Below are 24,768 nucleotides of genomic sequence, written 5' to 3'. Positions count from 1 at the left end.
GGAGAACGATGGTGGGTGATGCAGGGTTCGAACCTGCGACCCGCTGATTAAGAGTCAGCTGCTCTACCAACTGAGCTAATCACCCGGACCATTCGTCCGGCGCATGCCACGCAAGGCCCGTGCCGTCTCACCCTTTGCCAGTCAGAAGACCGGTTTCGGAGAGCGGCGTTCCTAAGGGGAATGCCTCTCGCGTGCAAGGAGATTCAGGGTTCCGTTTCGGTTTGTCGCAGGACGGGCTAGGGTCCGATGAATCAGCCGCCGGGGAGCGGCGACGGGGGAAACGACCATGGCCTTCTGGAACCGCCGGCGCTCGATTGACGCCATGCTGGCCCCGCACGACGGGCCGGCGCTGAAGAAGACGCTGGGCTGGCCGCATCTGATGGCGCTCGGCGTCGGGGCGATCGTCGGCACCGGCATCCTGACCCTGATCGGGGTCGGCGCCGGCCTGGCCGGTCCGGCGGTGATGATCAGCTTCGCCCTGGCCGGGCTGGTCTGCGCCTGCGCCGCCCTGGCCTATGCCGAGCTCTCGACCATGATGCCGGCGGCGGGCAGTGCCTATACCTATTCCTACGCCGTGCTGGGCGAGCTGATCGCCTGGATCGTCGGCTGGAGCCTGATCCTCGAGTATTCGCTGGTCGTCTCGGCCGTGGCGGTGGGCTGGTCGGGCTATGCGACCGGATTCCTCGCCGGGCTGGGCGTTGAGCTGCCGGCCATGCTGGCGGCGGGACCGCATGTCGAGGGCGGGCTGGTCAATCTCCCGGCCGTCTTCATCATCGCCGTGGTGACGGGCCTTCTGCTGCTCGGCACCCGCGAGAGCGCGACGCTGAACGCCATTCTCGTGGTCATCAAGATCGCCGCCCTGATCGCCTTTGTGGCCATCGCCCTGCCGGCCTTCGACGCCGCCAACTTCACCCCCTTCATGCCCAATGGCTTCGGTGCCCCGGCCCTGCCGTTCGCCGAGCAGATCACCGGCCAGCCCGTGGTCCAGACCGGGGTCATGGCGGCGGCCGCGATCATCTTCTTCGCCTTCTACGGCTTCGACGCCATCTCGACGGCCGCCGAGGAGACCAAACGGCCAGAGCGCGACCTGGCCATCGGCATCGTCGGCTCGATGGTGGTCTGCACGGCCCTGTATCTGGTTGTGGCCGCCGCCGCGATCGGGGCCCGCCCGGTGGCCAGCTTTGCCGAAAGCCCCGAACCCCTGGCCCTGATCCTGCGCGAGATGGGGCAGGGGACGGCGGCGCAGTGGATCGCGGTCTCGGCCGTGGTCGCCCTGCCGACCGTGCTGCTGGCCTTCCTGTTCGGCCAGAGCCGTATCTTCCTCGGCATGGCCCGCGACGGCCTGCTGCCGCGCCGTCTGGCCAAGGTGTCCTCGCGCGGCGTGCCGGCGGTGGTGACCATCTTCACCGCCATCGTGGTGGCGGGCCTCGCCGGCGTCATGCGGCTGGACGAGCTGGCCTCACTGGCCAATGCCGGAACGCTGGCGGCCTTCGCGGCGGTCGGTGTCTGCCTGATCGTGCTGCGCATCCGCGATCCGCACCGCCCGCGTGTCTTCAAGGCACCGCTGTGGTGGCTGGTGGGGGGCATCACCATTGTCGGCTGCGTGATCTTCTTCTTCAGCCTGCGGCCCTCGACCCAGCTGTATTTCCTCTACTGGAACCTCGCCGGCCTGGTGATCTATTTCGCCTGGTCCGCCTGGAACTCCCGGCTGGCCAAGGGCGAGGAGACCGCCGGCTGATGGCGCGACGTGACCTGTCCGGCGCGGTCGACTTCTCGGTTCTGGAGCGGATGACCGGCGGCGACGACGCCATCACCGAGGAGGTGCTGGACCTGTTCACCCAGCAGGCGGCGATGTGGTCACCGCTGCTGGACGTCCGCGACGACGGCTGGCGCGACGCCGTCCACACCATCCGGGGGGCGGCGGCCGGCATCGGCGCCGACACGCTGGCGTCGGCCTGCCAGTCGGCCGAGGCCGCCGACAAGGCCACGGCTCCGCCGTTGCTGGGCCGCGTCACAGACGCTCTGGAGATCGCCCTCGGCGATGTGGCGGCCTATCGGCATGAGCTCATGCTGCGGTCGCTGAAAGGCTGAGGCGGGGACAGACGCTAGCCGCGCGTCCGGTCGAACGTCTCGAACTCATGCGCGATGCAGCGGTCGATCAGGGTCCGCCACACCGGCTCGGCGATGGCGGGCGACAGGCCGGCAGGACCGGCGGCTGCCAGCACCTTGGCGACGACATCCTCGATGCGGGCGTTGTCATGCACCACCGACCGGTCCGGCTTGATACGGGCGGCGGCGTCCATATAGCGCTGGCGCTCGGCCAGCAGGGCGACGAGGGCGCGGTCGAGGGCGTCCACGCCCTGGCGCACCTCCACCATGGAGGCGCAGTCTTCCGGCGCGGTGCGCGGATCGATCGTGAGTGTTTCGGGCGAGCTCAACTCAAACTCTCCGCTCATCCCCGCGAAAGCGGGGACCCAGTGCTTTGGGTGATGTGATCGTTGTCGGGGGCCACCGACCCAGGTCCTGACACACGGATGCCAGGATGGACAGAACTGGGTCCCCGCTTTCGCGGGGATGAGCGGAATGGGATTGGGGTTCACCCGACAAAGGCGCGCTCCAGCACATAGTCGCCCGGCCCGGCGTTCGAGCCTTCCGTCAGACCGAAGCCTTCCAGCAGTTCGGCGGTTTCCTTGATCATGGCCATGGAGCCGCACAGCATGACCCGGTCGCGTTCGGGCGAGAAGCCGTGCGGCAGGCCGAGGTCGTCGAACAGGGCACCGGACGTGATCCGCTCCGTGATCCGCCCGGGGTGTTCGAACGGCTCGCGGGTGACGGTGGGATAATAGGTCAGCTGGGCCCGGGCCTCCTCGCCGATCAGGGGATCGTCGTGGATGCCCGTGGTCAGGAAGTCGCGATAGGTCAGGTCAGCGACATGGCGCACCGTATGGCAGACCACGACATGGCCGAACCGGCTGTAGGTGTCGGGATCGCGCGCTACGCTGAGCCAGGGGGCCAGGCCCGTGCCGGTCCCGATCAGCCAGAGCCGCTCACCCCCGGTCAGGGCGTCCAGCACCAGGGTGCCGGTCGGCTTTTTGCCCATCAGCACCGTGTCGCCCGGCTGGATCTTCTGCAGGCGCGAGGTCAGGGGGCCGTCGGGCACCTTGATCGACAGGAACTCCAGCTCCTCGGCCCAGCCCGGGCTGGCGATCGAATAGGCCCGCAGGATCGGCTTGCCGCCGTCTGCGCCCGGCAGGCCGATCATCACGAACTCGCCGGAGCGGAAGCGGAAATCCTCGGGCCGGGCGATGGCGAAGCTGAACAGCTGGTCGGTCCAGTGACGCACCCACAGCACTTCCAGCTCATGGAAGGCAGAGGCCTTTGCAGGCGGCGGGGCGGCGGCGGCGTCGGTCATTGCGCGCTTCTTAGGGGGTGAGAGGCGAGGGGGGAAGGGATGCGGATGTCGCGTCGGACATGTTCCGCAGCGACCCGGCCTGATGCTGTCTTCTCGCCCCTGATCATCGCCTCCCTTTTCGCCCCTGACCGTGTCTTCCGGCCCCTCGATCCGACCTCGCCCGACCTCCGTCCACCGGCCTGCGACCGAAGCTGACGTACCCCTGTGTCTCTATGTGAAACGGCCATGGAGACAGGAGATTTTGACGGTTCGAAACACATCACGGCGCCCGCTTCGGGATCGACACGCTCCCCCGGCGACGACCCCGCGCAGGGCTGCCCGTCGGTGCGAAAATTTCCGGCGGCCACAGTGTACTTTCGACCCCTTTGCCGCGGGTGCGGAATCGGGGATGACGCCGGCCGAAACGACCGCTAGCGTCCGCCCCATGCGCAACAAACTCCTCGCCTCCACCCTGTTCCTCGCGGCGCTTTCGCCGTTCTCCGCCGTGATGGCGCAAACCGCAGATCCTGCGGTCCTGACGCCCGAGAGGGTGTTCGCCAATCCGTCCCTGGCCGGGCCGGTGGCGCGGGGTGTCAGCCTGTCGCCGGATGGTGAGCTGGTGGCCTTCCTGCGCTCGCGGGAAGACGACGTCGATGTGCTGGACCTGTGGGCCGCGCCGACCGGTGAGGGCGAGCCGTTCAAGCTGATCGACGCCCGCGCGCTGGTGCCCGACGCCGGCGAACTGTCGGAGGCCGAGAAGGCCCGGCGCGAGCGGATGCGGATCAGCCAGCGCGGCGTGGTCGAGTATTCGTGGGACCAGCAGGGCCGCTACATCCTCGCCCCGCTGGAAGGCGACATCTTCCTCGCCGAGCGTGCGGGCGGGGCCGTGCGCCGCCTGACCGAGACCGCGGCCGACGAGATCGACGCCAAGGTCTCGCCCCGGGGCAATTTCGTCTCCTTCGTCCGTGACCAGGACCTGGTCGTACTGGACCTGAACGGCAATCGCGAGACGGCCGTGACGACCGACGGCGAGGGCCTCATCACCTGGGCTACGGCCGAGTTCATCGCCCAGGAAGAGATGAACCGCGACACCGGCTACTGGTGGAGCCCGGACGAGCGCCGGATCGCCCTGCAACGCACCGACGAGAGCACCGTCGACATCATCCCGCGGCTCGACATCACCGGTGGCGGGGCCAGTGTGATCGAGCAGCGCTATCCGCGCGCCGGCCGGCCCAATGCCGTGGTCGAACTGTATGTGCATGACCGGGAATCCGGCCAGCGGACGAAGGTCGATCTGGGCTCCAACCCCGACATCTATCTGGCCCGCGTGGACTGGTCCGCCGACGGCCGCACCCTCTATGTCCAGCGCCAGTCGCGCGACCAGAAGACGCTGGACCTGCTGAGCGTCGATCCCGCGACGGGGGCCTCGCGGGTGATCCTGACGCGGACCTCGGACGCCTGGGTGCCGCTGACCGACGACTTCAAGACCCTCGAAAACGGCAACTTCATCTGGTCGTCGGAAGAGACCGGCTGGCGGCACCTCTATCTCTACAACCGCGACGGCGGCCGTATCCGGGCGATCACCGCGGGCGACTGGCCGGTCAAGACCCTGAACGGGGTCAACCAGCGCACGGGCGAGGTCTTCTTCACCGCCTCGATGCGTGACGGGGCGGAGTTGCCGATCGAGCAACAGATGTTCCGCGCCAGCCTGCGCCGGACCGTTACGCCCGTGGCGGTGACGCCGGGCGGCGGCTGGTGGGGCGCGTCGATGAACCGGACGGGCACGGCCTATGTCGGCAACTACACCGACCTGAACACCCCGGCGCAGTCGGCCCTCTATCGCGCCGACGGGACCTTTGTGCGCTGGATCGAGGATAACCGGCTGGACGCCGATCATCCGATCTATCCCTATGTCTCGCGCCGGGGCGCAGTGACCTTCGGGACCCTGGAAAGCCATGGCGAGACCCTGGTCTGGCAGATGACCACACCGCCGGGCTTCGACCCTTCGAAACAGTATCCCGTGGTCATGCAGGTCTATGGCGGCCCCTCGGGCGGCGGCGTCCGTCGCAGCTGGCAGGGCGCGACCAATCAACTGTTGACAGAGGCCGGATACATCGTCTTCCGGCTCGATAACCGCGGCGAGGGCGATCGCTCGGCGGCCTTCAAACAGGCCCTGTATCTCCGCATGGGTCAGCCTGAGATCGAAGATCAGGTGTTGGCCATCAACTACCTGAGATCACTTCCTTTTGTTGCAGACGATCGCATCTCCGCCATGGGCTGGAGCTACGGCGGTTTCATGACCCTGCACATGCTGACCGAGCCGGCGATGGGCCTGACCTCGGCCATTTCGGGTGCCCCGGTCACCGACTGGAGCCTCTACGACACCCACTATACCGAACGCTTCATGTCGACGCCCGAAGGCAATCCCGAGGGCTATGCCGCGTCCGACGTCCTCGACCAGCTGGACCAGCTGACGGGGCGGCTTCTGCTCCTTCACGGCATGGCCGACGACAATGTCATCTTCGAAAACGCCACCCGCGTCATCGACGGCCTGCAGAGCCGCAGCATTCCGTTCGACATGATGCTCTATCCCGGCCAGCGCCACGGTGTGCGTGGCAACGAAAGGCAGCTGCAGCAATGGCGAACCTATCTCGACTTCCTGGATCGCACGATCGGTTCAAGGGCACCCGCCGCGCAGGACTGATTGCGGCTGCGCTTGCGGCGCTGTCACTCGGTGCCTGTGCCACGCCCAACGGCGACGGCAGCTGGACCCTGCCCGGTGATGACGGCGGCCGGATCTTCCAGCCGCCGACTGTCGCGGCGATTGTGGACGGGCATTTCCCGGCCACGGGCGCGCTGGAGGGCTCCCTGGCGCTGATCCAGAGCGTCGACAATATCGGGCCGGAGCCCTTCAACGCGGTCATCGCGGTCAACCCTGTCTTGCTCGGAGACCAGCCCTTGCCCCGCCCGGGCGGCTTGCTGGGTGGCCTGCCGATCCTCCTCAAGGACAATATCGAAACCGCCGACATGCCGACGACCGCCGGCTCGCTGGCGCTGGTCGACAATGCGCCGGGCCGCGACGCCCCTCTGGTCACCCGGCTGCGGGAGGCCGGTGCCGTCATCCTCGGCAAGGCCAATCTGTCGGAATGGGCCAATATCCGCTCGACCAATTCCATCAGCGGCTGGAGTGCCGTCGGTGGGCAGACCCTGAACCCCTATGATCCGACGCGAACGCCGTGCGGCTCTTCTTCAGGCAGCGCAACGTCGGTGGCCATGGGTCTGGCCCCGGCCGCCATCGGCACCGAGACCAACGGCTCGATCGTCTGCCCCGCCTCGGTCAATGGCGTGGTCGGGTTCAAGCCGACCGTGGGTCTGGTTTCGCGCACCCACATCGTGCCCATCAGCCATTCGCAGGACACCGCCGGGCCGATCACCACGACCGTCGAGGACGCGGCCATTGTGCTGACCGTCATCGCCGGGTCCGACCCGCTGGACCCCGCCACGGTCGAGGCCGACGCGCGCAAGGTCGACTATCGGGCGGCGCTGGACGCGGGGTCTCTGAGCGGCACCCGCATCGGGGTGATGCGGTTCCTGCTCGCCAACTATTCCGCCGAGACGCAAGCCGAGTTCGAGCGGGCGCTCCAGGCCCTGCGCGACGCGGGAGCCGAACTGGTCGAGATCACTGAAGGGCCGGACATGCAGGCGGTCGGTGCCAGTTTTCAGGTGCTGATGACCGAGTTGAAGGTCGATCTGAACGCCTATCTCGCCTCGACCGACCCGACGCAGGTCCCGACGCGGACCCTGGCCGATCTCATCGCCTTCAACGCCGCCGAGCCGCGCGAGACCGTGCTGTTCGGTCAGGAGCTGTTCATCCGGGCAGAGGCCACGACCGGGCTGGAGGATCCGGACTATATCGCAGCGCGCGAGCGCTCGTTCCGGGCGGCCGGGCCGGAAGGCATCGACCGGATGATGACGACGCACAACGTCGCCGCCCTGATCGCCCCGACGACTTCGCGGGCCTGGACCAATGACCCGGCCGACGACGACCGGTCGCAGGGCTCGTCCAGCTCGCTGGCAGCCGTGGCGGGCTATCCGCACCTGACCGTCCCGATGGGTTTCGACCGCGGCATGCCGGTCGGCATCAGCTTTATCGGCGGCAAATGGGACGATGCCCGCATCCTGTCGCTGGGTTACGCCTATGAGCAACGCACGCACGAGCGGCGAGCGCCGACGCTCGCGTCAACCGGGGACTGAATGGGCGGCTCAGCCCCTGAGGCGGTTCCGGACCAGCGCCAGGATCCGGTCCGCCGCTTCGTCAGGCGAGCACGCGGTCGCGTCCACCCGAAGCTCAGGGTTCTCCGGCGGTTCATAGGCGCTGTCGATGCCGGTGAAATTCGCCAGCTGGCCCGCCCGCGCCTTGGCATAGAGCCCCTTGACGTCCCGCGCCTCCGCGACGGCCAGCGGGACATCGACGAAGATCTCGAAGAACTCGCCCGGCTCCATCCGCTCCCGCGCCATCCGGCGTTCCTCGCGGAAGGGGGAGATGAAGGACACCAGCACAATCAGGCCCGCGTCGGTCATCAGCCGGGCCACTTCGGCCACCCGGCGCACGTTCTCGACCCGGTCGGCATCGGTGAAGCCCAGGTCGCGGTTCAGGCCGTGGCGGACGTTGTCTCCGTCGAGCAGGACAGAATGCAGACCCTCGACGAACAGGCGCTGCTCGACCCGGTCGGCGATCGTGGACTTGCCTGCGCCGGACAGGCCCGTAAACCACAACACGAGCGGTGCCTGCCGCTTGAGCGCGGCGCGATCCGCGCGGCGGATGGTCAGTGTCTGCGGCCGCACATTGGCCGAGCGTCGCAGGGCAAAACGGATCATCCCCGCGCCGGCGGTCTCGTTGGACATCCGGTCGATGAGAATGAACCCGCCCAGATCGCGGTTGACGGCATAGGGTTCGAAGGCAATCGGCGCATCAAGCGCCAGGGTGCACAGGCCCAGATCATTGAGCGCCAGCGTCGACGCGGCCAGCAGCTCTCCGGTATCGACATTGACCTTGTGCCGCAGGTCGCTGATCCGGGCCGGCACCGTCGTCGCGCCCAGTTTGAGCCAGTAGGACCGGCCGGGCAGCAGGGGGCGGTCAGACATCCAGACCAGATGAGCCTCGAACTGGTCCGCGACCTCGGTCGGTGCGTCCTCGGCCACGATCAGGTCGCCCCGCGAGACATCCACATCCGGCGTGAGGGTCAGGGTCACCGACTGGCCGTGCGAGGCCTCGTCGAGGTCTCCGTCGAGGGTGACGATGCGGCTGATTGTGGCGCTGACACCGGATGGCAGGATGTGGACGGCGCCGCCGGGCCGCGCCCGGCCCGCGACGATCCGGCCTGCGAATCCGCGGAAATCCGCGTCCGGGCGGCTGACGCCCTGCACGGCCATGCGGAGCGGGCCCGGCGCGACCTCAGCCGGGGTGACCGACTGCAGATGGGCCATCAGGCCGGATCCCGTGTACCAGGGTGTCAGGCCGTCCGGGGAAGAGACGTTGCCCCCGGTCCGCGCACAGGTCGGGATTGCGGTCACATCGGTGAGGCCGATCTGCCCGGCGAAGGCGCGATAGTCATCGACGATGGCTTCGAAACGGTCCCTCGACCCTGCGACCAGATCCATCTTGTTGACGGCCAGCACAATACGACGGACGCCCAGCAAAGCCAGCAGCCGACTGTGCCGCCGCGTCTGGGTCAGCACGCCCTTGCGGGCATCGACCAGGACGATGGCGAGGTCCGCGGTCGAGGCAGCGGTGACCATGTTGCGCGTGTACTGCTCGTGCCCCGGCGTGTCGGCGAGGATGAAGCGGCGCTCGCCGATGTCGAAAAAGCGGTAGGCGACGTCGATGGTGATGCCCTGCTCGCGCTCGGCGGCCAGGCCGTCGACGAGGAAGGACACATCCGGCGCACCGTCGATCTCCGGCAGGCTGGCCATCTGGTCAGAGGGGATGGCACCGGCGTCGTACAGCAGACGGCCGATCAGGGTCGACTTGCCGTCGTCGACCGAGCCGCAGGTGATCAGGCGGACGATGTCCCTGGGCCCGGTGTCATCCAGTGCCGCCATCAGAAATAGCCCTCACGCTTCTTCCGCTCCATCGAGGCCGAAGGATCGTGGTCGATGGCCCGCCCCTGACGTTCCGACAGAGGGGCATCGCTGATTTCGCGCACAATGGCCTCGAGCGTGTCGGCATCGCTCTCGACTGCCGCGGTAAGGGGCCAGCAGCCGAGGGTGCGGAAGCGCACGCGGCGCATCCGGGCCGCCTCGCCGGGCCGAAGCGGCATGCGGTCGTCATCGAGCACCAACAGGGCCCCGTCCCGTTCGAGAACCGGTCGTTCGGCGGCGAAATAGAGGGAGGGCAGGGCGATGTTCTCGCGTTGGATGTAGCGCCAGATATCCAGCTCGATCCAGTTCGAGAGGGGAAAGACCCGCACGGACTCCCCGTCCCGGAGACGGGTGTTGTAGAGGCTCCAAAGCTCGGGGCGCTGGCGTTTGGGATCCCAGCCGTGGGCTGCCGTCCGCACCGAGACGATCCGCTCCTTGGCCCGGCTCTTCTCCTCGTCGCGCCTTGCGCCGCCAAAGGCCGCATCGAACCGGCCGGCGTCCAGTGCCTGCTTCAGGCCCTGGGTCTTCCAGATATCCGTATGGACACTGGCACCTTGGTCGAACGGATTGATGCCCTCGGCCTCGGCTTCCGGGTTGCGGTGGACCCGCAGCGTCATGCCCGCGGCGGCTGCGGCCTGATCGCGGAACGCGTACATCTCGCGGAATTTCCACATCGTATCGACGTGCAGCAGGGGAAACGGCGGCACCGCCGGGAAGAAGGCCTTGCGTGCAAGGTGCAGCAGGACAGCCGAGTCCTTGCCCGCCGAGAAAAGCAGCACCGGCCGTTCGCACTCGGCCACTACCTCCCGGAAAATCTGTATGGCCTCAGCCTCAAGCGAGCCAAGGACGTCGTCATGAAGCCGCATGGTCTAGCTGTGGCCCCGGAATCGCGCGGTGCCAACCCTCATGCGGGAATGACCGCAGTGGTCTCGATTTCGATCCGGGCGGCGTCCTCGATCAGCCCCTTGACCTCGACCACGGCCATGGCCGGGTAGTGTGGGCCGATCAAGGTGCGCCAGACGGTGCCGATGTCGCGCAGGCTGGCCAGGTATTCGCGCTTGTCGACGACATACCAGGTCATGCGGACGATGTGCTCGGGTCCGGCCCCGGCCTCGGCGAGGACAGCGAGGGTATTCTCGAGGGTCTGGCGGAACTGGCCGGCGAACCCCGTCTCGACAAAGGCCCCCTCGGGCGTCCAGCCGATCTGGCCGGCGACGAAGACCATTTGGCCAGTGGCTTCGACGCCGTTGGAATAGCCCTTCGGGCGCGGCCAGCCCTCGGGCAGGAGGACGCGGTTCATTCGGCTGTCTCCAGGTAGTTTGCCATGCGGGCGCGCAGGTCCTCGGGCCAGGGCTCGGGCTTCAAGGACAGGCCGACGTAGACGAAGGTCTGGCTCGCCTCGAAACGCAGGATACCGCCAGCGCTGATCCGGTGACGGAGGCTGCAGGATGAGCGGCCCAGCCTGGTGACCGTGAGGGCGAAGGTGAGCTCGTCTTCCAGCCGGGACGGCGCGATGAAGCGAGCCTCGACGGCGGCAGTCGGGACACTGACCCGACGGTTGACGTGCAACTCGCGGAACGAGACCTGAAGCGGGCCTGCGAACCAGTCCTCGACCACGCCGTTCAGCATCTCGAAATAGCGCGGGAAAAAGACGATCCCGGCCGCGTCGCAGTCGGCGAAGCGCACGCGGCGTTCGGTGGTGAAGACCTGACCGCTCATGCGTCTGCCTTCAGCCGGAAGCGCTGCAGCTTGCCGGTCTGGGTCTTGGGCAGTGCATTCACGAAGTCGAGGGCGCGGGGGTATTTGTAGGGGGCGATGACGCGCTTCACATGGTCCTGGAGCACCGATCTCAATTCTGCCGAGCCAGTATGGCCGTCGCCGAGGACGACGAATGCCTTCACGATCTGGCCGCGCTCGGCATCCGGGACGCCGATCACAGCTGCTTCGGCGACCGCGGGATGGCAAAGCAGGGCATTTTCGACCTCCGGGGCCCCGATGTTATAGCCGGACGAGACGATCATATCGTCGGACCGGGCCACGAACCAGAAATAGCCGTCCTCATCGAGGCGATAGACGTCTCCGGTGAGGTTCCAGCCGTTCTGGACATAGACGGCCTGTCGGTCGTCATCGAGATAGCGGCAGCCGGTGGGACCCCGAACGGCCAGCCGCCCGGTTTCACCGGCCGGAAGGGTCTGGCCGTCTGCGTCGATAATCCGGGCCTCATAGCCCGGTACGGCCTTGCCGGTGGCACCCGGACGGATGTCATCGCCCGAGGCGGAGATGAAGATGTGGATCATCTCGGTCGAGCCGATACCGTCGATGATGCGCACGCCGGTGGCCTCATGCCAGGCGTCGGAGGTGGCAGCGGGCAGGGCCTCCCCGGCCGAAACACAGGTGCGCAGACTGGAGAGGTCATGCGTTTTGGTCAGCTTCATCAGGGCGCGATAGCCGGTCGGGGCCGTGAGCAGGGCGGTCGCGCGGCAGCGCTCGACGGTCTCCGCCAGGGCGTCGAAACCGGGCCGCGGCGCGAAGGCGGTGGCGGCTCCGGCGGCGGCCGGGAAGACCACCAGCCCACCGAGCCCGAAGGTGAAGGCGATGGGAGGGGTGCCGATCACCACATCGTCCTTCGTCAGGCCGACGATGTGGTGGCCGAAGGTGTCGGCCATGGCGAGGATGTCGCGATGAAAATGAACGCAGCCCTTGGGCTTGCCGGTGGTGCCCGAGGTAAAGGCGATCAGGGCGGGGTCATCGGCGGCGGTTTCGACAGGGTTGAAGCGGAAGCCTGCCGGAAGGGCCTGGGCGGCCGTCTGCAGGCCAGCGGAGTCCATCACCCGAAGCAGTGAAGGCGCGGCCGCACGTGCTTCGGCCAAAACGTCCGCAAAGGCCTGATAGACGAGCGCGTGGCTGATCCGGCCCTTGTCGATCACGGTCGCCAGTTCGGCGGCCCGCAGCATGGGCATGGTGGCCACGACGACGCCGCCGGCCTTCAGGATGGCGAACCAGGCCAGAACGGTCCAGGCGGAGTTCGGTCCGTGCAGCAGCACCCGGTTGCCCGGCACCAGTCCCATCTCCTCGACCAGCACCCGCGCCATGCGGCCCGAGATGGCGTCGACGCGAGACCAGGAGAATTCGTGATCGAAATCGATCAGGGCACGGCCGTCGGGGCCCGCAGCGGCAATCGCGCGGCGCAGCAGCTCAACGGCGGCATTCAGACGGTCGGGATAGGCCAGTTCGGGCAGGTCGAAGACAAGGTCGGGCTGCTGGTCCGCGGCAGGCAGATGGTCGAGAACGAACCGGTCGAGGTGCGCGCTGGTCCCCATCAGCGGCCTCCGCCCATCCCGGCAAGAACCTGCCTGGCGATGACGATCTTCTGCACCTCGGAGGCCCCTTCATAGATGCGCAGGGCCCGGATCTCCCGGTAGAGCCGCTCGACCGGATGTCCGGCAACCACACCGAGACCGCCGAACAACTGGACCGCCGCGTCGATGACGGCTTGCGCCTCATCCGTGGCGAAGAGTTTGGCCATGGCGGCCTCGCGGGTGACACGCGGCGCGCCCTGATCCTTCAGCCAGGCGGCGCGATAGATCAGCAGGGCCGAGGCATCGATCCTGAGCGCCATGTCGGCAATCGAGGCCTGGACCATTTGCAGGTCGCTCATCGGCGCGCCGAACAGGTGGCGGGTGGTGGTGCGGGTGGCGGCCTCGTCAAGCGCGCGGCGCGAGAAGCCGAGCGCGGCGGCGGCCACGGTCGAACGGAACACGTCCAGGGTCGCCATGGCGATTCGGAAGCCCTCGCCGGGCGCGCCGAGCATGCGATCGGCGTCGATGCGGCAGTCGGTGAACCGTATGGTCGCCAGCGGGTGCGGAGCCATCAGGGGGATCCGTTCGACGATCCCGAAGCCGGGCGTGTCCGCATCCACGACGAAGGCGCTCAGGCCCTTGGCACCCGCCCCTTCGCCGGTGCGGGCGAAGACGGTGTAGCGGTCGGCAAGGCCGCCGTTGGAGATGAAGGTCTTGGTTCCGTCCAGCACCCAGTGGTCGCCATCCCGGCGCGCGCTGGTCGCCATGGCGGCGACGTCAGAGCCGGCATCGGGCTCGGACAGGGCGAAGGCGGCGATGGTCTTGCCCGCGGCCACGCCCGGCAGCCAGCGCGCTTTCTGCTCGTCTGTGCCGAACAGGCTGATCGGGCCGGAGCCCAGACCCTGCATGGCGAAGACGAAGTCGGCCAGGCCGGAGCGACGGGCGAGTGTCTCCCGGGTCAGGCACAGGGTGCGGACGTCGAGCTTGCCGTCTGCGTCCGGTACGGCGTTGTGGAGCCAACCGCCCTCAGCGAGCGCCTTGAGAATGGTGCGGCAGTCGCCGTCGAGGTCGTGGTCGCCGTGCAGGTGCACCGCCTGCGTCCTGTCCGCCCAGGCCTCCAGATCGGCGGCGAAGGTGCGGTGGCGGTCGTCGAAGAAGGGCCAGTCGAGGAAGGTGCGGTCCGTCATGGTCAGTTCCCCTCAAATACCGGCTCGCGCTTGGCAGCAAAGGCCTCGTAGGCGCGGCGGAAATCATTCGTCTGCATACAGATGGCCTGGGCCTGGGCCTCGGACTCGATGGCGGCGTCCAGGCTCATGTCCCATTCGACGTTGAGCTGGTTCTTGGTGATGCCGTGGGCGAAGGTCGGGCCCCGGGCCAGCGATTGTGCCAGCTCGAGTGCTGTCTGGATCAGGACCTCGCTCTCCACGACGCGATTGTGGAAACCCCAGCGCTCGCCTTCGTCGGCGGTCATGACCCGGCCGGTGAACAGCAGTTCGGAGGCCCGGCCCTGACCGATCTGGCGGGGCAGGATGGCGCAGGCCCCCATGTCGCATCCGGCCAGGCCGACACGGGTGAACAGGAAGGCGGTCTTCGTCCGTGGCGTGGCGACCCGCAGGTCCGAGGCCATGGCCATGATGGCACCGGCCCCGACACAGACGCCGTCCAGCGCGGCGATGATCGGCTGGGGACAGCCGCGCATGGCCTTGACCAGATCGCCGGTCATTCGGGTGAAGGCGAGCAGGGCCGGCATGTCCATTTCGGTCAGGGGGCCAATGATCTCGTGCACGTCGCCGCCGGATGAAAAGTTGCCGCCGGCACCCGTGACGATCACCACCTTGCAGTCGTCGGCGTGGACCAGGGCGCGGAACAGGTCGCGCATCTCGGCATAGGACTCGAAGGTCAGCGGGTTCTTCCGCTCGGGCCGGTTCAGGGTCAGGGTCGCGACACCGTCGTCATTGACCGACCACAGGAAATGGGCCGCCTTGTAGTCGCGCGACTTCATCCGTTCAGCTCCTCATGGGTGGTAGCGTGTAGCGACCGTTTGGTGCGTTCCAGCAGGCGGGTCAGGTCGTCGGCCTCGGCCCTGGTCAGGTCCGCAAACAGGGCCTCGATCCATTGCTCATGGGCCCGGGCCATGGCGGTGAAGCGGGTTCGGCCCTGGGGCGTCAGGCGCACGCGCTGCACGCGCCTGTCGGTCCCGGCCATGGCCTCGATCAGGCCATCGGTCTTGAGCCGCGCGGCCAGGCCGGTGACGTTGCCGTTTGAGACCATCAGCATACCGGCGGCTTCGCCCATGGTCAGGCCCGCATCACCTGCGCGGTCCAGAGCCGACAGCATGTCGAACCGGGGCAGGGTTGAGCCGAACTCATCACGCAGTCGCTGGGACACGGTCTGTTCGATCCGGGTCGAACAGGTCAGCAGGCGCAGCCAGAGGCGCAGCGACCGCTTGCCATCGGGTGCGCCGCCCAGTCGGTCAGGCAGCGGTCGATCAGGCAGCACGGCAAGGGCGGGGCTCACAGCTCGCCGCCTGCCACCGGCACGGCGGTGCCGTTGACCCCCGAGGCACCGTCGCCGCAAAGCCAGACAATGGTCGTGGCGACCTCGTCTGGCGTGATCAGCCGGCCTTGTGGATTGGAGGCGGACAGGGCCGCGCGGGCTTCGTCCTCGCTTCGGCCGGTCTTGCCGGTGATGGCCTCGATCGACCGTGCGACCAGATCGGTGTCGGTAAAGCCGGGGCAGACGGCGTTGACGGTGACGCCCTTGCTGGCGACCTCCAGCGCGAGGGCGCGGGTCAGGCCGACGAGGCCATGCTTGGCCGCGACATAGGCCGAGACATAGGGATAGCCCTTGAGCCCCGCCGTCGAGGCGACATTGACAATGCGGCCCCAGCGGCGGGTCAGCATGCCGGGCAGCACCAGCCGCGAGGCCTCGGCCGGGGCTTCCAGATTGAGCGCCAGCATGGCGCGCAGGGCGTCGGCGTCGGTCTTGAGGAAGGGGGCCGAGCTGGCGGCACCGGCATTGTTGACGAGGATGTCGACCGGCCCGAACCGGTCGCGTCCGACCTCGATCGCGGCGGCCAGCATATCGGGGTCGGTGACGTCGGCGGGGGCGGCGAAAGCGAGCTCACCGATGCGGTCAGCGGTCACGCCCAGGCGGGAGACTTGGCGACCGATCAGGGTGACCTGACAGCCCGCCTCGGCGAGGCGCTCTGCCGTGGCCCGGCCGATGCCGGAACCGGCACCCGTCACCACGGCATGATGTCCGGTCAGGCTCATACCGGTCCCGCCTGCTGCTTTTCGAGGTTACGGGCCAGCTGGCCGAAGCCGGCGAGATACTGGACCGGCGGCATCTGACCGCGCCAGCCGAGCTCGGCGGCGGCACGCAGGCTCCAGTTGGGGTCGGCCAGATGCGGCCGGGCGAGGGCGCACAGGTCAGCGCGGCCGGCGGCGAGGATGCTGTTGACGTGGTCGGTCTCATAGATGTTGCCGACGGCCATGGTCGCCACGCCCGCCTCGTTGCGGATGCGGTCGCTGAACGGGGTCTGGAACATCCTGCCATAGACGGGCCGCGCGTCGGGCGTGGTCGATCCGGCCGAGACGTCGATCAGGTCGCAGCCGGCGTCGGCAAAGGCCCGGGCGATGACGACGGAGTCCTCGGGCGTCAGACCGTCATCGACCCAGTCGGTCGCGGACAGTCGCACGGACATCGGCCGGTCCTGCGGCCAGACGGCACGCATGGCGGCGAAGACTTCCAGCGGGAAACGGAGGCGGTTCCCGACCGTGCCGCCGTACTCATCGGTGCGATGGTTGGAGACCGGCGTCAGGAAGGACGACAGCAGATAGCCGTGGGCGCAGTGCAGCTCGGCCATGTCGAAGCCGGCCTCGGCGGCCCAGCGCGTCGCCTGGACGAAGGCGTCGCGCACCCGGTCCATGTCGGCCCGGTTCATTTCGCGCGGTGTCTGGTCCTTGTCCGTCCACGGAACGGGGGAGGGCGCGATCAGTGGCCATCCGTCCTCCAGCGGTTGATCAGCGCGCGACCCCCAGGGCCGTTCGACCGATCCCCTGCGGCCGGCATGGGCCAGCTGGATCGCGATGCGGGACCCCTGACCGTGCACGAAGTCGACGATCCGCTTCCAGGCAACGCGGTGTTCGGGTCGGTACAGGCCCGCGCAGCCCGGGGTGATGCGGGCGTCGGCCGATACGTCGGTCATCTCGGTGAAGACCAGTCCGGCACCGCCGAGTGCCCGGCTGCCGAGGTGTACCAGGTGGAAGTCGCTGACCAGGCCGTCCTCGGCTGAGTACATGCACATGGGCGAGACGACGACGCGATTGGGGAGGGTCAGGCCGCGCAGCTTCAGCGGTGCGAACATGGGGGGAGGCGGATTGTCTGCGGACGGAGCGCCGGCCTGCTCAGCGAACCAGCGCTCGACGCCGGTCAGGAAGTCACGGTCCCGCAGACGGAGGTTCTCATGGCTGACACGCTGGCTGCGCGTGAGCAGGCTGTAGGTAAACTGCAGCGGATCGAGGCCGACATAGCGGTCGATGGTCTCGAACCATTCGGTGGAGTTACGGGCTGCGCTCTGCAGCTTGAGCACCTCGACCCGGCGCTCGGACTCATAGGCCGCCAGGCCCGCGTCGAGATCGTCGGCTTCGGTCAGGGTCTCGGCCAGGCGGATGGCGTCCTCGAAGGCCAGTTTGGTGCCGGAGCCGATGGAGAAATGGGCGGTGTGGGCGGCGTCTCCCAGCAGGACTACCTTGCCGTCGCGCCAGTTCGAACAGGCCACGCGCGGGAAATTCAGCCAGGCCGAGCCGCGCAGGTGTCTGGCATTGCTCATCAGGGCATGACCGCCCAGCCAGTCGGCGAACAGGTCTTCGGCCGTGCGGCAGGTCTGGTCCTGGTCCATGGCGTCAAAGCCGAGGCTCCGCCAGGTCGCTTCCGAGCACTCGACGATGAAGGTCGAGGCACCCGGTTCGAACTGATAGGCGTGGGCCCAGATCCAGCCGTGCGGGGTCTCGACAAAGGCGAAGGTGAAGGCGTCGAAGGACTGTTTCGTGCCCAGCCAGATGTATTTGTTGGTCCGGACATCGATATCGACGCCGAAAACCTCGGGGTTCTGGTTGCGGACGCGACTGTTGAGGCCGTCGGCGGCGACGATGACATCAGCGGGCAGGGCGCGGATGTCGGCGACCTCGTCCTCGAACCTCAGCTCGACCCCGAGCGACCGGGCGCGATCCTGAAGGATGGTCAGCAGCCGCTGCCGGCCGATACCTGCGAAACCATGCCCGCCCGATCGGATCGTCCGGCCATGGATGTGGACGTCGATGTCGTCCCAATGGACGAAGGCCGCCTCGATGATGGCGGCGGTTTCCGGATCATTGGCCTTGAGATTTGCGAGGGTCTGGTCGGAGAAGACCACGCCCCAGCCGAAGGTGTCGTCCGGCCGGTTGCGCTCATGGACCACGACCTCCAGTGACGGATCACGCAGCTTCAGGGAAATGGCGAGATACAGGCCACCCGGCCCGGCGCCGGCGATGGCGATGCTTCTGACAGTGCGATCTGACGACATGTTTTAAGCTTGAAATAAAATCCGGCGATAGTCCACAGGCGTTGATGGTGCCGTCCCGAGGGGCTGGATCATTCCGAGGTTGGACACCTGCGGTTCCCTTGGAGCCAAAGTCCGCCGCTGCTCCCGGCGAATCCGTCCGCGCGCGACCCTAGGTCGTCAGTGCATCCCGTTTGCTTGCGGCTCGCAGCAACAGGGCGGCGGCGTAGAGGACCACGACCACGACAGCCCAGCGCAACGGCTCGATCGGCATTTCCTTGACCAGGAAGGCGGCGACCAGAACCGCCGGAATGCCGCCGAGGGCCATGCCGATGACAATCCGCAGGTCGATGCGTTCGGCATGGATGTAGCGCAACCCGGTGGTCGGCATCAGAAAGGCGCAGGCGCTGGCCATGATGGGAAAGGCCAGGCGCGGGTCGAGGCCCAGAAGGCTGAGCAGGATCAGGGCCGGTGCATAGAGGCCAATCCCGAATGACATCAGCATGCCCATGATGAAATGGCCGGCCACGGCGATCCACATCAGGCGTGGTTCCAGCGCCGTGGCGGTTCCGCCGATCGGCATCAGGTCCAGATTGCTCATGGCATAGAGGGCCGCTGCGATCAGCAGGGCGATGCCGACGACACCCTGAACCACCCGCACCGGAGCCCGCACCATCAGAGGCGCACCCACGACCGCACCGGACACCGCAGCGACGATGCACAAGACCAGCAGCATGGGGTCGACGTGCACGCCCAGCAGCACGAGAAAGACCGCCGACTGAACCATGGTGGGCAGGGCGTGGCCAACGTTCAGGGTCGCCGGAATGAAGCTGTCGGGCGTCATCTTGCGGAACCGCAGCCAGGCGGTGGTCGGGGCGAAGGAACCGATGCCGAGGGTGTCGAAGAAATTGACGACGGCCCCGAGGATGACCGCTTCCGGTCCGGGTGCGTCGGTCCTGCGTTTGATCGCCGCCCGGACGAGAACCACGACGAAGGTCATCGCGAGCAAGGCCAGAGCCGTCAGAAGAATTGTCAGGACCAAGATCTTTCCCCCTTGTCGTTCGGCTTTCAACTGAGCACGATCGTATACGATACTCAATCCGACGGCGACGGGAGCAGGCCATGGTCAGCATGTCAGCAAAGGCGCCGGCTCCGATCGGCGTGGCCGAGCGACAGGGGCGTCTGACCGGGCTGAGGCAGGGGATGGAGGCGGCCGGTGTCGAGACTGTGCTGCTCGGTTCAACCTCCAGCCTGCGCTATTTCACCGGGCTGGACTGGTACGCTTCTGAACGCCTCGTGGGGGCCCTGGTCCATGCCTCGGGTGACCTCGACTACATCACACCGCAGTTCGAGCTGGAAAAGGTCGAGGGGCTGATCAGTCTTCCCGGAGAGATCCTGACCTGGGAGGAAGACGAGAGCCCCTGGCGTCTGGTCGCCGAACGGATCGGCCCCACCGGGCGCATGGCGGTCGATGAGCGGATGGCACTGGGGATGTACCGCAGCCTGCGGGCCGAGATCGACGATGCGCGCCTCGCCGACGCCGGCCCGCTGATCCACCCACTGCGAAGCCGCAAATCCCCGGCCGAGATCGCACAGATGCGCCACGCGAAGGCTATCACCCTCGAGGTCCATCGCCGCGCCCATCTGCAGCTTCATGCCGGTCAACGGGCATCCGAGGTCGTGCGCTTCATCGATGACCAGCACCGGGCGCTGGGCGGGTCGGGCAATTCCTTCTGCATTGTCTCTTTCGGCGAGGACACGTCCCTGCCGCATGGCGGAGAGGGCGACCGGGCCCTGGCCCAGGGCGACGTGGTGCTGATCGACACCGGCACGCGGATCGACGGCTACAGCTCCGATATCACCCGCACCTATGTGTTCGGGGAGGCGACGCCCGAGGTCCGCCGGGTCTGGGAAGCCGAAAAGCGGGCCCAGGCCGCGGCCTTCGAGGCAGCCCGGCCCGGTGCTGCCTGCGAGGCCGTCGATGCGGCGGCCCGGCGGTCGCTGGAGGTGGATGGCTTCGGCCCCGGCTACAGCCTGCCCGGCCTGCCGCACCGGACGGGCCACGGCATCGGTCTGGACATCCACGAGGGGCCCTATCTGGTGAAGGGCGACACCACGCCGCTGGCGACCGGCATGTGCTTCTCCAACGAGCCGATGATCGTCGTGCCGGGCCGGTTCGGTGTGCGGCTGGAGGATCATTTCCACATGACCGATGCCGGGCCGGAATGGTTCACCCGACCCCAGCACAGTCTCGACGAGCCGTTCGCCGACGTCCCGGCCTGGCCGGAGCGCTAGGTTTCCGGCAGCTGGGCGCGCAGGTCGGACAGGGTCGTGCGGATATGGGCGCGGGCCTCGCGACGTACCGTTTCGGTCCGGCGCTCCAGCCAGGCCTGGAGCAGGACGCCGTGCTCCTGGCTGGCGCGGTCGAGGCGGCGGTGCTCGCCGAGATGCACCCGCACATAGCGTTCCGACAAGGCCAGCAGCCGGTCGACGGTCTCGATGGTGACCTCACGTCCCGAGGGGCGAACCAGCGCCAGATGGAATTCGCGGTTCCGCCGACCGACATCGGCAAGCCCGTCGCGCAGGGCGGCTTCGAGCGCAGCGAAGGCGGCGCGGGCGGCGTCCTGCGCGGCCTGATCCGCCCCGACAGCACCGAGAACGCAGGCGTTCGGCTCGATGCGCAGCCGTAGGTCGAAGACGTCTTCCGCGTCGGTGCGCGACAGTGGCCGGACGATATAGCCGCGATTGGGATGGGAGACGACCAGCCCCTCGCTCTCCAGCCGCGCCAGGGCCTCGCGCAGCGGGATCTTGCTGACGCCCAGTTCCAGCGCGAGGGCGTCCTGACGGATCGGCGCATCGGCGGCCAGGCGACCGGACAGGATCCGCTCCCGCGCCTCGGCAAGGATTTGATCCGGCAGCAGACGCGGGGGCCTAAGCGCCATCCTCAGACGACCTGGAAACCGTGCGCGAAGACGTCCTCATCGTCGATCCAGATCTCGTTCAGGCCGGTGGCGATGGCCGAGCCCTCCACCGAGGGAATGATGGCGGGTCGGCCGCCGACCTCTGTCTCGGTTTCGACGCGGCCGGTGAACCGGCTGCCGATATAGCTCTCGTGGACAAAGGCTTGGCCGACCGCGAGGCGGCCTGTGGCATGCAGTTGAGCCAGTCGCGCCGAGGTGCCTGTGCCGCAGGGACTGCGGTCGATGGCCTTGTCGCCATAGAAGACGGCATTGCGTCCGTCGGCCCCTTTGCCCTTCGGTACGTCGGCCCAGAGCAGGTGGGAGACGCCGCGAATGGTTGGATCGATTGGATGCACCGGGGTGAAGGCTTCGCGCAGGAGCGTACGGATCACCGGGGAAAGCTGGAGGATGCGTGCGGCACCGAGGGCGTCGAGCCCGGAATAGGGGCCCTGCGGCTCGATGATGGCGTAGAAATTGCCGCCATAGGCCACATCGATCGTCAGCGGGCCGAAATCGGGGACCTCGATCTCGATGCCCCGTTTGTCGAGCCATGAGGCCACATTGCGGATGCGCACGGACCGGACGCGGGCTCCGTCCTGCACATAGTCGAGTTCGATCACGCCGGCGGGGACTTCGGCGATGACCTTGCCCGGTGTGCGCGGGTTGATCAGGCCGTGCTCCAGCGCAAAGGTGATGATGCCGATGGTCCCGTGGCCGCACATGGGCAGGCAGCCGCTGGTCTCGATGAACAGGATGCCGACATCGGCTTCCGGGGTCGTGGGCGGATAGAGGAAGCCGCCGCTCATCATGTCGTGGCCGCGCGGCTCGAAACACAGGCCCGTCCGGATCCAGTCGTAGCGCGCCATGAAGTCCTGCCGCCGCGCGCTCATGCTGTCGCCGGTCAGGACCGGCGCGCCTTCGATCACCAGCCGCACGGGATTGCCGGCGGTGTGGCCGTCGATGCAGCGGAAGACGTGCCGGGCCATTCTAGAGGACCGGGCGGGTGGCGGCAGCCTTCTCGACCATGGCGATCACCTCGGCGCGGCGGGCACCGACCAGCGGATGCCGCGGGGGGCGGACGCGTTCGTGGCCGCGTCCCATGACCTGTTCGGCGATCTTGATCGACTGGACCAGGTCATGGTCGGCGTCGAGATGCAGCAGGGGCATGAACCAGCGGTAGATGGTCAGGGCGGTCTGCATGTCGCCGCGCCTGAAGGCGTCCCACAGGGCCAGAGACTCCTTCGGAAAGGCATTGGTCAGGCCGGACACCCAGCCCCGGGCCCCCAGCATCAGGCCCTCCAGCGCCACATCATCCAGACCGGCGAACAGGACATAGCGGTCACCGAACTCGTTCAGCAGGTCCGTGAACCGGCGCGTATCGGGCGCGCTCTCCTTGAGGGCGACCACATTGGGCAGGTCCGACAGGGCGTGCAGGGCCTCAAAGCCGATGCTGACGCGATAGGCAGGCGGGTTGTTGTACAGCATGATCGGCAGGCCGGTGGACTCGGCCACCGTGCGGAAATGGGCGGCCAGCTCGGCCTGGGTCGGAACATAGACCATGGCCGGGAGCACCATCAGGCCGTCGGCACCTATGGCCTCGGCGTCGCGGGCGAAGGCGGCGGCACGTCGGGTGTCCAGTTCGGCGACCCCCGCGATCACGGGTACCCGCCCGGCCACGGTCTTCACGGTCGCGGCAAGCATGGCGCGTTTCTCGTCAGCGTCGAGCGAGTTGTTTTCACCCACTGTGCCCATGACGATCAGGCCGTGCACACCGTCGCGGATCAGCCCATCCTGCACGGCGGCGGTGGAGTCGAAATCAATCGAGAAATCCGCCGCGAACTGAGTTGTGGCGGCGGGGATCACGCCCTCCCAGGAAATCGACATCGGGTCCTCGCTTTCAGTGACTTGTCCCATTATCGTATACGATCCTGAGGTCGAGGCAACGGCAGTCCGATGCAGCCGAAATCCTATCTCGTTATCGGCGGGGGCCTCGTCGGGGCCGCCTCGGCGCTGCGGCTGCAGGCGGCAGGCTTTGCAGTGACCCTGATCGATCCGGGCGATCCGCGCCGCGCGGCCTCCTTCGGCAACATCGGCCATATTGCCGCCGAGCAGGTCTCGCCCCTGGCCTCGCGCGAGAGCCTGCGAACCTTTCCCGGCCGGCTGTTTGTCCTCGGGGGTGCGCTGGATTTCCGCTGGCGTGACGCCGGCCTTTGGGGACCCTGGGCGCTGCGTTTCATCTCAGCCTCGGACCCGGCGCGACATGCGCGCGGGCAGGCGGCCCTGACCGCCATTCTCGCCCATGCCCTGCCGGCCTGGCGTCGGCTGGCAGAGTTTTCCGGCGCGCCCGGCGTTGTCGGACCTGACGGCCACGCTGTGGTCTGGATGTCGGAGCTGGCGGCCGAGCAGGGTCTTCGGACATGGCAGCGGTCACCGACCGGCAGCGCCGCCTTCCGCCCGATGAGCCTGGAAGATCTGGCCCCCTATGCGAGCGTGATGAAGAACGCGCCGGTCGCGGGCATCCGCTTTTCAGGCACGGCCCAGGTCAGTGAGCCCCAGGCCGCCCGCGATGCCCTGATGGCGGCCTTCGCAGCGCATGGAGGGGAGGTGGTCCATGCCCGGGTCGCCCGTCTGTCCGGCGGTGACCGCGTGATCGCCCATCTCGACGGCGGTGGCACGCGTGAGGCCGAGGGTGCACTGGTCGCGGCGGGTGCCTGGGCGGGCCGGTTGATGCGCGGGCTGGGTGTTACGGCACCGGTGATCGGAGAGCGCGGCTATTCGGTGCAGAGCACCGACCACGGTTGGAACCAGACCCTGCCGCCGACGGTGTTCGAGGAGCATTCGATGGTGGTGTCGCGCTTCACCAGCGGACTGCGCGCTTCCAGCTTCGTCGAGTTCGGATCGCCCGATGCGCCCGGCGACCCGCGAAAATGGCGCGCGCTGGAGCGGAACCTGTCCGCTCTTGGGATTGCTTTCTCAGACCAACCGGATCGCTGGGTCGGGCCGCGGCCGACCCTGCCTGACTATCTGCCCGCCATCGGCCGGCTGGAGCGTGATCCGCGCATCCTCTACGCCTTCGGTCACCAGCACCTCGGCCTGACCCTGTCAGCGATCACCGCCGAGCTGACGACGTCGCTGGCGGAGGGGCGCGACCCGGCGGTAGATCTGTCGCCGTTCCGGATCGAACGGTTCGGCCCCGGTGCGCGCTGAGGGCGCCCGGTTTTCGCGGGTTAGAGCGAAGGGTTCGCCTCAGGCTGCCACCGGCATCCGCGCCACATTGCAACGGGTCCAGAGCCGATCCATCGCCGCCACCAGATCATCCATCATGGCGTCGGTGTGGTTGGGAGACGGGGTGAAGCGCAGCCGTTCGGTGCCCTTGGGCACGGTCGGATAGTTGATCGGCTGGACGTAGACGCCATGCTCTTCCAGCAGCATGTC

The 24,768-nt window shown here is 67.8% G+C and carries 23 protein-coding genes and 1 tRNA gene; 6 read left to right on the top strand and 18 right to left on the bottom strand.

The annotated features are described in order from the left end of the window. Nucleotides 1-9 precede the first annotated feature (9 nt). Nucleotides 10-85, bottom strand: a tRNA-Lys gene (locus tag Q0053_RS02270). 201 nt (nucleotides 86-286) lie between these two features. Between Q0053_RS02270 and Q0053_RS02265 the strand changes: the two genes are divergently transcribed. Together Q0053_RS02265 and Q0053_RS02260 are read left to right on the top strand one after the other, a co-directional pair. Beyond that, nucleotides 287-1,738, top strand: a complete 1,452-nt coding sequence (locus Q0053_RS02265) for an amino acid permease (protein WP_298095440.1) — start codon at nucleotides 287-289, stop codon at nucleotides 1,736-1,738. Next, entirely contained in the window at nucleotides 1,738-2,091 is a 354-nt protein-coding gene (locus tag Q0053_RS02260; protein ID WP_298095438.1) for an Hpt domain-containing protein, read from the top strand. Before Q0053_RS02265 ends, Q0053_RS02260 begins: the two co-directional genes overlap by 1 nt. A 14-nt stretch (nucleotides 2,092-2,105) precedes the next feature. On the opposite strand, the gene Q0053_RS02255 is transcribed toward Q0053_RS02260, so the two are convergent. Next, the gene (locus Q0053_RS02255; protein WP_298095435.1) at nucleotides 2,106-2,456 is read right to left on the bottom strand and encodes a chorismate mutase; all 351 of its coding nucleotides are present in this window, start codon (nucleotides 2,454-2,456) and stop codon (nucleotides 2,106-2,108) included. Between the two features lie 140 nt (nucleotides 2,457-2,596). Next, entirely contained in the window at nucleotides 2,597-3,412 is an 816-nt protein-coding gene (locus tag Q0053_RS02250; RefSeq protein WP_298095432.1) for a ferredoxin--NADP reductase, read from the bottom strand. 424 nt (nucleotides 3,413-3,836) lie between these two features. Here Q0053_RS02250 and Q0053_RS02245 point away from each other — a divergent pair, with 424 nt between their 5' ends. Together Q0053_RS02245 and Q0053_RS02240 are read left to right on the top strand one after the other, a co-directional pair. Further along, nucleotides 3,837-6,095: a S9 family peptidase gene (locus tag Q0053_RS02245; RefSeq protein ID WP_298095429.1), complete on the top strand. Its 2,259-nt coding sequence runs from the start codon at nucleotides 3,837-3,839 to the stop codon at nucleotides 6,093-6,095. Then, complete coding sequence (locus tag Q0053_RS02240; protein ID WP_298095426.1) at nucleotides 6,029-7,645, top strand: amidase; 1,617 nt, start codon at nucleotides 6,029-6,031, stop codon at nucleotides 7,643-7,645. Before Q0053_RS02245 ends, Q0053_RS02240 begins: the two co-directional genes overlap by 67 nt. Nucleotides 7,646-7,654: 9 nt before the next feature. Here the strand turns inward: Q0053_RS02240 and cysC are convergent, their stop codons facing one another. From cysC to Q0053_RS02185, 11 genes are all read right to left on the bottom strand, one after another. Further along, entirely contained in the window at nucleotides 7,655-9,493 is a 1,839-nt protein-coding gene (gene cysC, locus Q0053_RS02235; RefSeq protein WP_298095423.1) for an adenylyl-sulfate kinase, read from the bottom strand. Beyond that, a complete protein-coding gene (gene cysD / locus Q0053_RS02230; protein WP_298095420.1) occupies nucleotides 9,493-10,398 on the bottom strand; it encodes a sulfate adenylyltransferase subunit CysD in 906 nt (301 codons plus the stop codon). Before cysD ends, cysC begins: the two co-directional genes overlap by 1 nt. 38 nt (nucleotides 10,399-10,436) lie before the next feature. Continuing rightward, entirely contained in the window at nucleotides 10,437-10,832 is a 396-nt protein-coding gene (locus Q0053_RS02225; RefSeq protein WP_298095417.1) for a RidA family protein, read from the bottom strand. After that, nucleotides 10,829-11,251 carry a thioesterase family protein gene (locus tag Q0053_RS02220; protein WP_298095414.1) on the bottom strand — a complete coding sequence of 141 codons (423 nt, stop codon included), beginning with the start codon at nucleotides 11,249-11,251 and terminating at the stop codon, nucleotides 10,829-10,831. The genes Q0053_RS02225 and Q0053_RS02220 overlap by 4 nt, the downstream gene beginning before the upstream one ends. Beyond that, a complete protein-coding gene (locus tag Q0053_RS02215) occupies nucleotides 11,248-12,852 on the bottom strand; it encodes an AMP-binding protein (RefSeq protein ID WP_298095411.1) in 1,605 nt (534 codons plus the stop codon). Before Q0053_RS02215 ends, Q0053_RS02220 begins: the two co-directional genes overlap by 4 nt. After that, nucleotides 12,852-14,018: an acyl-CoA dehydrogenase family protein gene (locus Q0053_RS02210; protein WP_298095408.1), complete on the bottom strand. Its 1,167-nt coding sequence runs from the start codon at nucleotides 14,016-14,018 to the stop codon at nucleotides 12,852-12,854. The genes Q0053_RS02215 and Q0053_RS02210 overlap by 1 nt, the downstream gene beginning before the upstream one ends. Before the next feature lie 2 nt (nucleotides 14,019-14,020). After that, a complete protein-coding gene (locus Q0053_RS02205; RefSeq protein WP_298095405.1) occupies nucleotides 14,021-14,833 on the bottom strand; it encodes an enoyl-CoA hydratase family protein in 813 nt (270 codons plus the stop codon). After that, nucleotides 14,830-15,348 carry a MarR family transcriptional regulator gene (locus Q0053_RS02200; RefSeq protein ID WP_298095402.1) on the bottom strand — a complete coding sequence of 173 codons (519 nt, stop codon included), beginning with the start codon at nucleotides 15,346-15,348 and terminating at the stop codon, nucleotides 14,830-14,832. Before Q0053_RS02200 ends, Q0053_RS02205 begins: the two co-directional genes overlap by 4 nt. Next, nucleotides 15,345-16,106, bottom strand: coding sequence for an SDR family NAD(P)-dependent oxidoreductase (locus Q0053_RS02195; RefSeq protein WP_298095400.1), 762 nt, complete (start codon nucleotides 16,104-16,106; stop codon nucleotides 15,345-15,347). Before Q0053_RS02195 ends, Q0053_RS02200 begins: the two co-directional genes overlap by 4 nt. Next, nucleotides 16,103-18,397 carry a bifunctional salicylyl-CoA 5-hydroxylase/oxidoreductase gene (locus Q0053_RS02190; protein ID WP_298095398.1) on the bottom strand — a complete coding sequence of 765 codons (2,295 nt, stop codon included), beginning with the start codon at nucleotides 18,395-18,397 and terminating at the stop codon, nucleotides 16,103-16,105. Before Q0053_RS02190 ends, Q0053_RS02195 begins: the two co-directional genes overlap by 4 nt. A 148-nt stretch (nucleotides 18,398-18,545) precedes the next feature. Next, the gene (locus Q0053_RS02185) at nucleotides 18,546-19,415 is read right to left on the bottom strand and encodes a TSUP family transporter (protein WP_298095395.1); all 870 of its coding nucleotides are present in this window, start codon (nucleotides 19,413-19,415) and stop codon (nucleotides 18,546-18,548) included. Nucleotides 19,416-19,495: 80 nt separating this feature from the next. Between Q0053_RS02185 and Q0053_RS02180 the strand changes: the two genes are divergently transcribed. Beyond that, a complete protein-coding gene (locus Q0053_RS02180) occupies nucleotides 19,496-20,668 on the top strand; it encodes a Xaa-Pro peptidase family protein (protein ID WP_298095392.1) in 1,173 nt (390 codons plus the stop codon). Here the strand turns inward: Q0053_RS02180 and Q0053_RS02175 are convergent. The 3 genes from Q0053_RS02175 to Q0053_RS02165 are packed head-to-tail and all read right to left on the bottom strand — an operon-like array spanning nucleotide 20,665 to nucleotide 23,217. Further along, nucleotides 20,665-21,315: a GntR family transcriptional regulator gene (locus tag Q0053_RS02175; RefSeq protein WP_298095390.1), complete on the bottom strand. Its 651-nt coding sequence runs from the start codon at nucleotides 21,313-21,315 to the stop codon at nucleotides 20,665-20,667. The two genes, Q0053_RS02180 and Q0053_RS02175, sit on opposite strands and share 4 nt — an antisense overlap. 2 nt (nucleotides 21,316-21,317) lie before the next feature. Further along, on the bottom strand, nucleotides 21,318-22,319 hold the full coding sequence (locus Q0053_RS02170) for a 4-hydroxyproline epimerase (RefSeq protein ID WP_298095387.1): 1,002 nt from the start codon (nucleotides 22,317-22,319) through the stop codon (nucleotides 21,318-21,320). Nucleotide 22,320: 1 nt separating this feature from the next. After that, complete coding sequence (locus tag Q0053_RS02165; RefSeq protein ID WP_298095384.1) at nucleotides 22,321-23,217, bottom strand: dihydrodipicolinate synthase family protein; 897 nt, start codon at nucleotides 23,215-23,217, stop codon at nucleotides 22,321-22,323. Between the two features lie 69 nt (nucleotides 23,218-23,286). On the opposite strand from Q0053_RS02165, the gene Q0053_RS02160 reads away from it, so the two are divergent. After that, nucleotides 23,287-24,540 (top strand): FAD-binding oxidoreductase, encoded by a 1,254-nt coding sequence (locus Q0053_RS02160; RefSeq protein WP_298095380.1) that lies wholly within the window; start codon nucleotides 23,287-23,289, stop codon nucleotides 24,538-24,540. Between the two features lie 39 nt (nucleotides 24,541-24,579). Here Q0053_RS02160 and Q0053_RS02155 read toward each other — a convergent pair. Then, the coding region (locus tag Q0053_RS02155) for an aminotransferase class I/II-fold pyridoxal phosphate-dependent enzyme (RefSeq protein ID WP_298095377.1) at nucleotides 24,580-24,768 on the bottom strand (189 nt) is incomplete at its 5' end.

The organism is Brevundimonas sp., assembly GCF_027487935.1.
In the GTDB taxonomy this organism is placed as follows: Bacteria; Pseudomonadota; Alphaproteobacteria; order Caulobacterales; family Caulobacteraceae; genus Brevundimonas.
The sequence above is the reverse complement of the archived record's forward strand: the minus strand, read 5'-3'. Positions and strand labels throughout refer to the sequence as shown.

Excerpts from the sequence above, each read along its gene's own strand:
- Q0053_RS02265 (WP_298095440.1), top strand. The coding sequence starts at position 287 with ATGGCCTTCTGGAACCGCCGGCGCTCGATTGACGCCATGCTGGCCCCG.
- Q0053_RS02260 (WP_298095438.1), top strand. The coding sequence starts at position 1,738 with ATGGCGCGACGTGACCTGTCCGGCGCGGTCGACTTCTCGGTTCTGGAG.
- Q0053_RS02255 (WP_298095435.1), bottom strand. The coding sequence starts at position 2,456 with ATGAGCGGAGAGTTTGAGTTGAGCTCGCCCGAAACACTCACGATCGAT.
- Q0053_RS02250 (WP_298095432.1), bottom strand. The coding sequence starts at position 3,412 with ATGACCGACGCCGCCGCCGCCCCGCCGCCTGCAAAGGCCTCTGCCTTC.
- Q0053_RS02245 (WP_298095429.1), top strand. The coding sequence starts at position 3,837 with ATGCGCAACAAACTCCTCGCCTCCACCCTGTTCCTCGCGGCGCTTTCG.
- Q0053_RS02240 (WP_298095426.1), top strand. The coding sequence starts at position 6,029 with ATGGCGAACCTATCTCGACTTCCTGGATCGCACGATCGGTTCAAGGGC.
- cysC (WP_298095423.1), bottom strand. The coding sequence starts at position 9,493 with ATGGCGGCACTGGATGACACCGGGCCCAGGGACATCGTCCGCCTGATC.
- cysD (WP_298095420.1), bottom strand. The coding sequence starts at position 10,398 with ATGCGGCTTCATGACGACGTCCTTGGCTCGCTTGAGGCTGAGGCCATA.
- Q0053_RS02225 (WP_298095417.1), bottom strand. The coding sequence starts at position 10,832 with ATGAACCGCGTCCTCCTGCCCGAGGGCTGGCCGCGCCCGAAGGGCTAT.
- Q0053_RS02220 (WP_298095414.1), bottom strand. The coding sequence starts at position 11,251 with ATGAGCGGTCAGGTCTTCACCACCGAACGCCGCGTGCGCTTCGCCGAC.
- Q0053_RS02215 (WP_298095411.1), bottom strand. The coding sequence starts at position 12,852 with ATGGGGACCAGCGCGCACCTCGACCGGTTCGTTCTCGACCATCTGCCT.
- Q0053_RS02210 (WP_298095408.1), bottom strand. The coding sequence starts at position 14,018 with ATGACGGACCGCACCTTCCTCGACTGGCCCTTCTTCGACGACCGCCAC.
- Q0053_RS02205 (WP_298095405.1), bottom strand. The coding sequence starts at position 14,833 with ATGAAGTCGCGCGACTACAAGGCGGCCCATTTCCTGTGGTCGGTCAAT.
- Q0053_RS02195 (WP_298095400.1), bottom strand. The coding sequence starts at position 16,106 with ATGAGCCTGACCGGACATCATGCCGTGGTGACGGGTGCCGGTTCCGGC.
- Q0053_RS02190 (WP_298095398.1), bottom strand. The coding sequence starts at position 18,397 with ATGTCGTCAGATCGCACTGTCAGAAGCATCGCCATCGCCGGCGCCGGG.
- Q0053_RS02180 (WP_298095392.1), top strand. The coding sequence starts at position 19,496 with ATGGTCAGCATGTCAGCAAAGGCGCCGGCTCCGATCGGCGTGGCCGAG.
- Q0053_RS02175 (WP_298095390.1), bottom strand. The coding sequence starts at position 21,315 with ATGGCGCTTAGGCCCCCGCGTCTGCTGCCGGATCAAATCCTTGCCGAG.
- Q0053_RS02170 (WP_298095387.1), bottom strand. The coding sequence starts at position 22,319 with ATGGCCCGGCACGTCTTCCGCTGCATCGACGGCCACACCGCCGGCAAT.
- Q0053_RS02165 (WP_298095384.1), bottom strand. The coding sequence starts at position 23,217 with ATGTCGATTTCCTGGGAGGGCGTGATCCCCGCCGCCACAACTCAGTTC.
- Q0053_RS02160 (WP_298095380.1), top strand. The coding sequence starts at position 23,287 with ATGCAGCCGAAATCCTATCTCGTTATCGGCGGGGGCCTCGTCGGGGCC.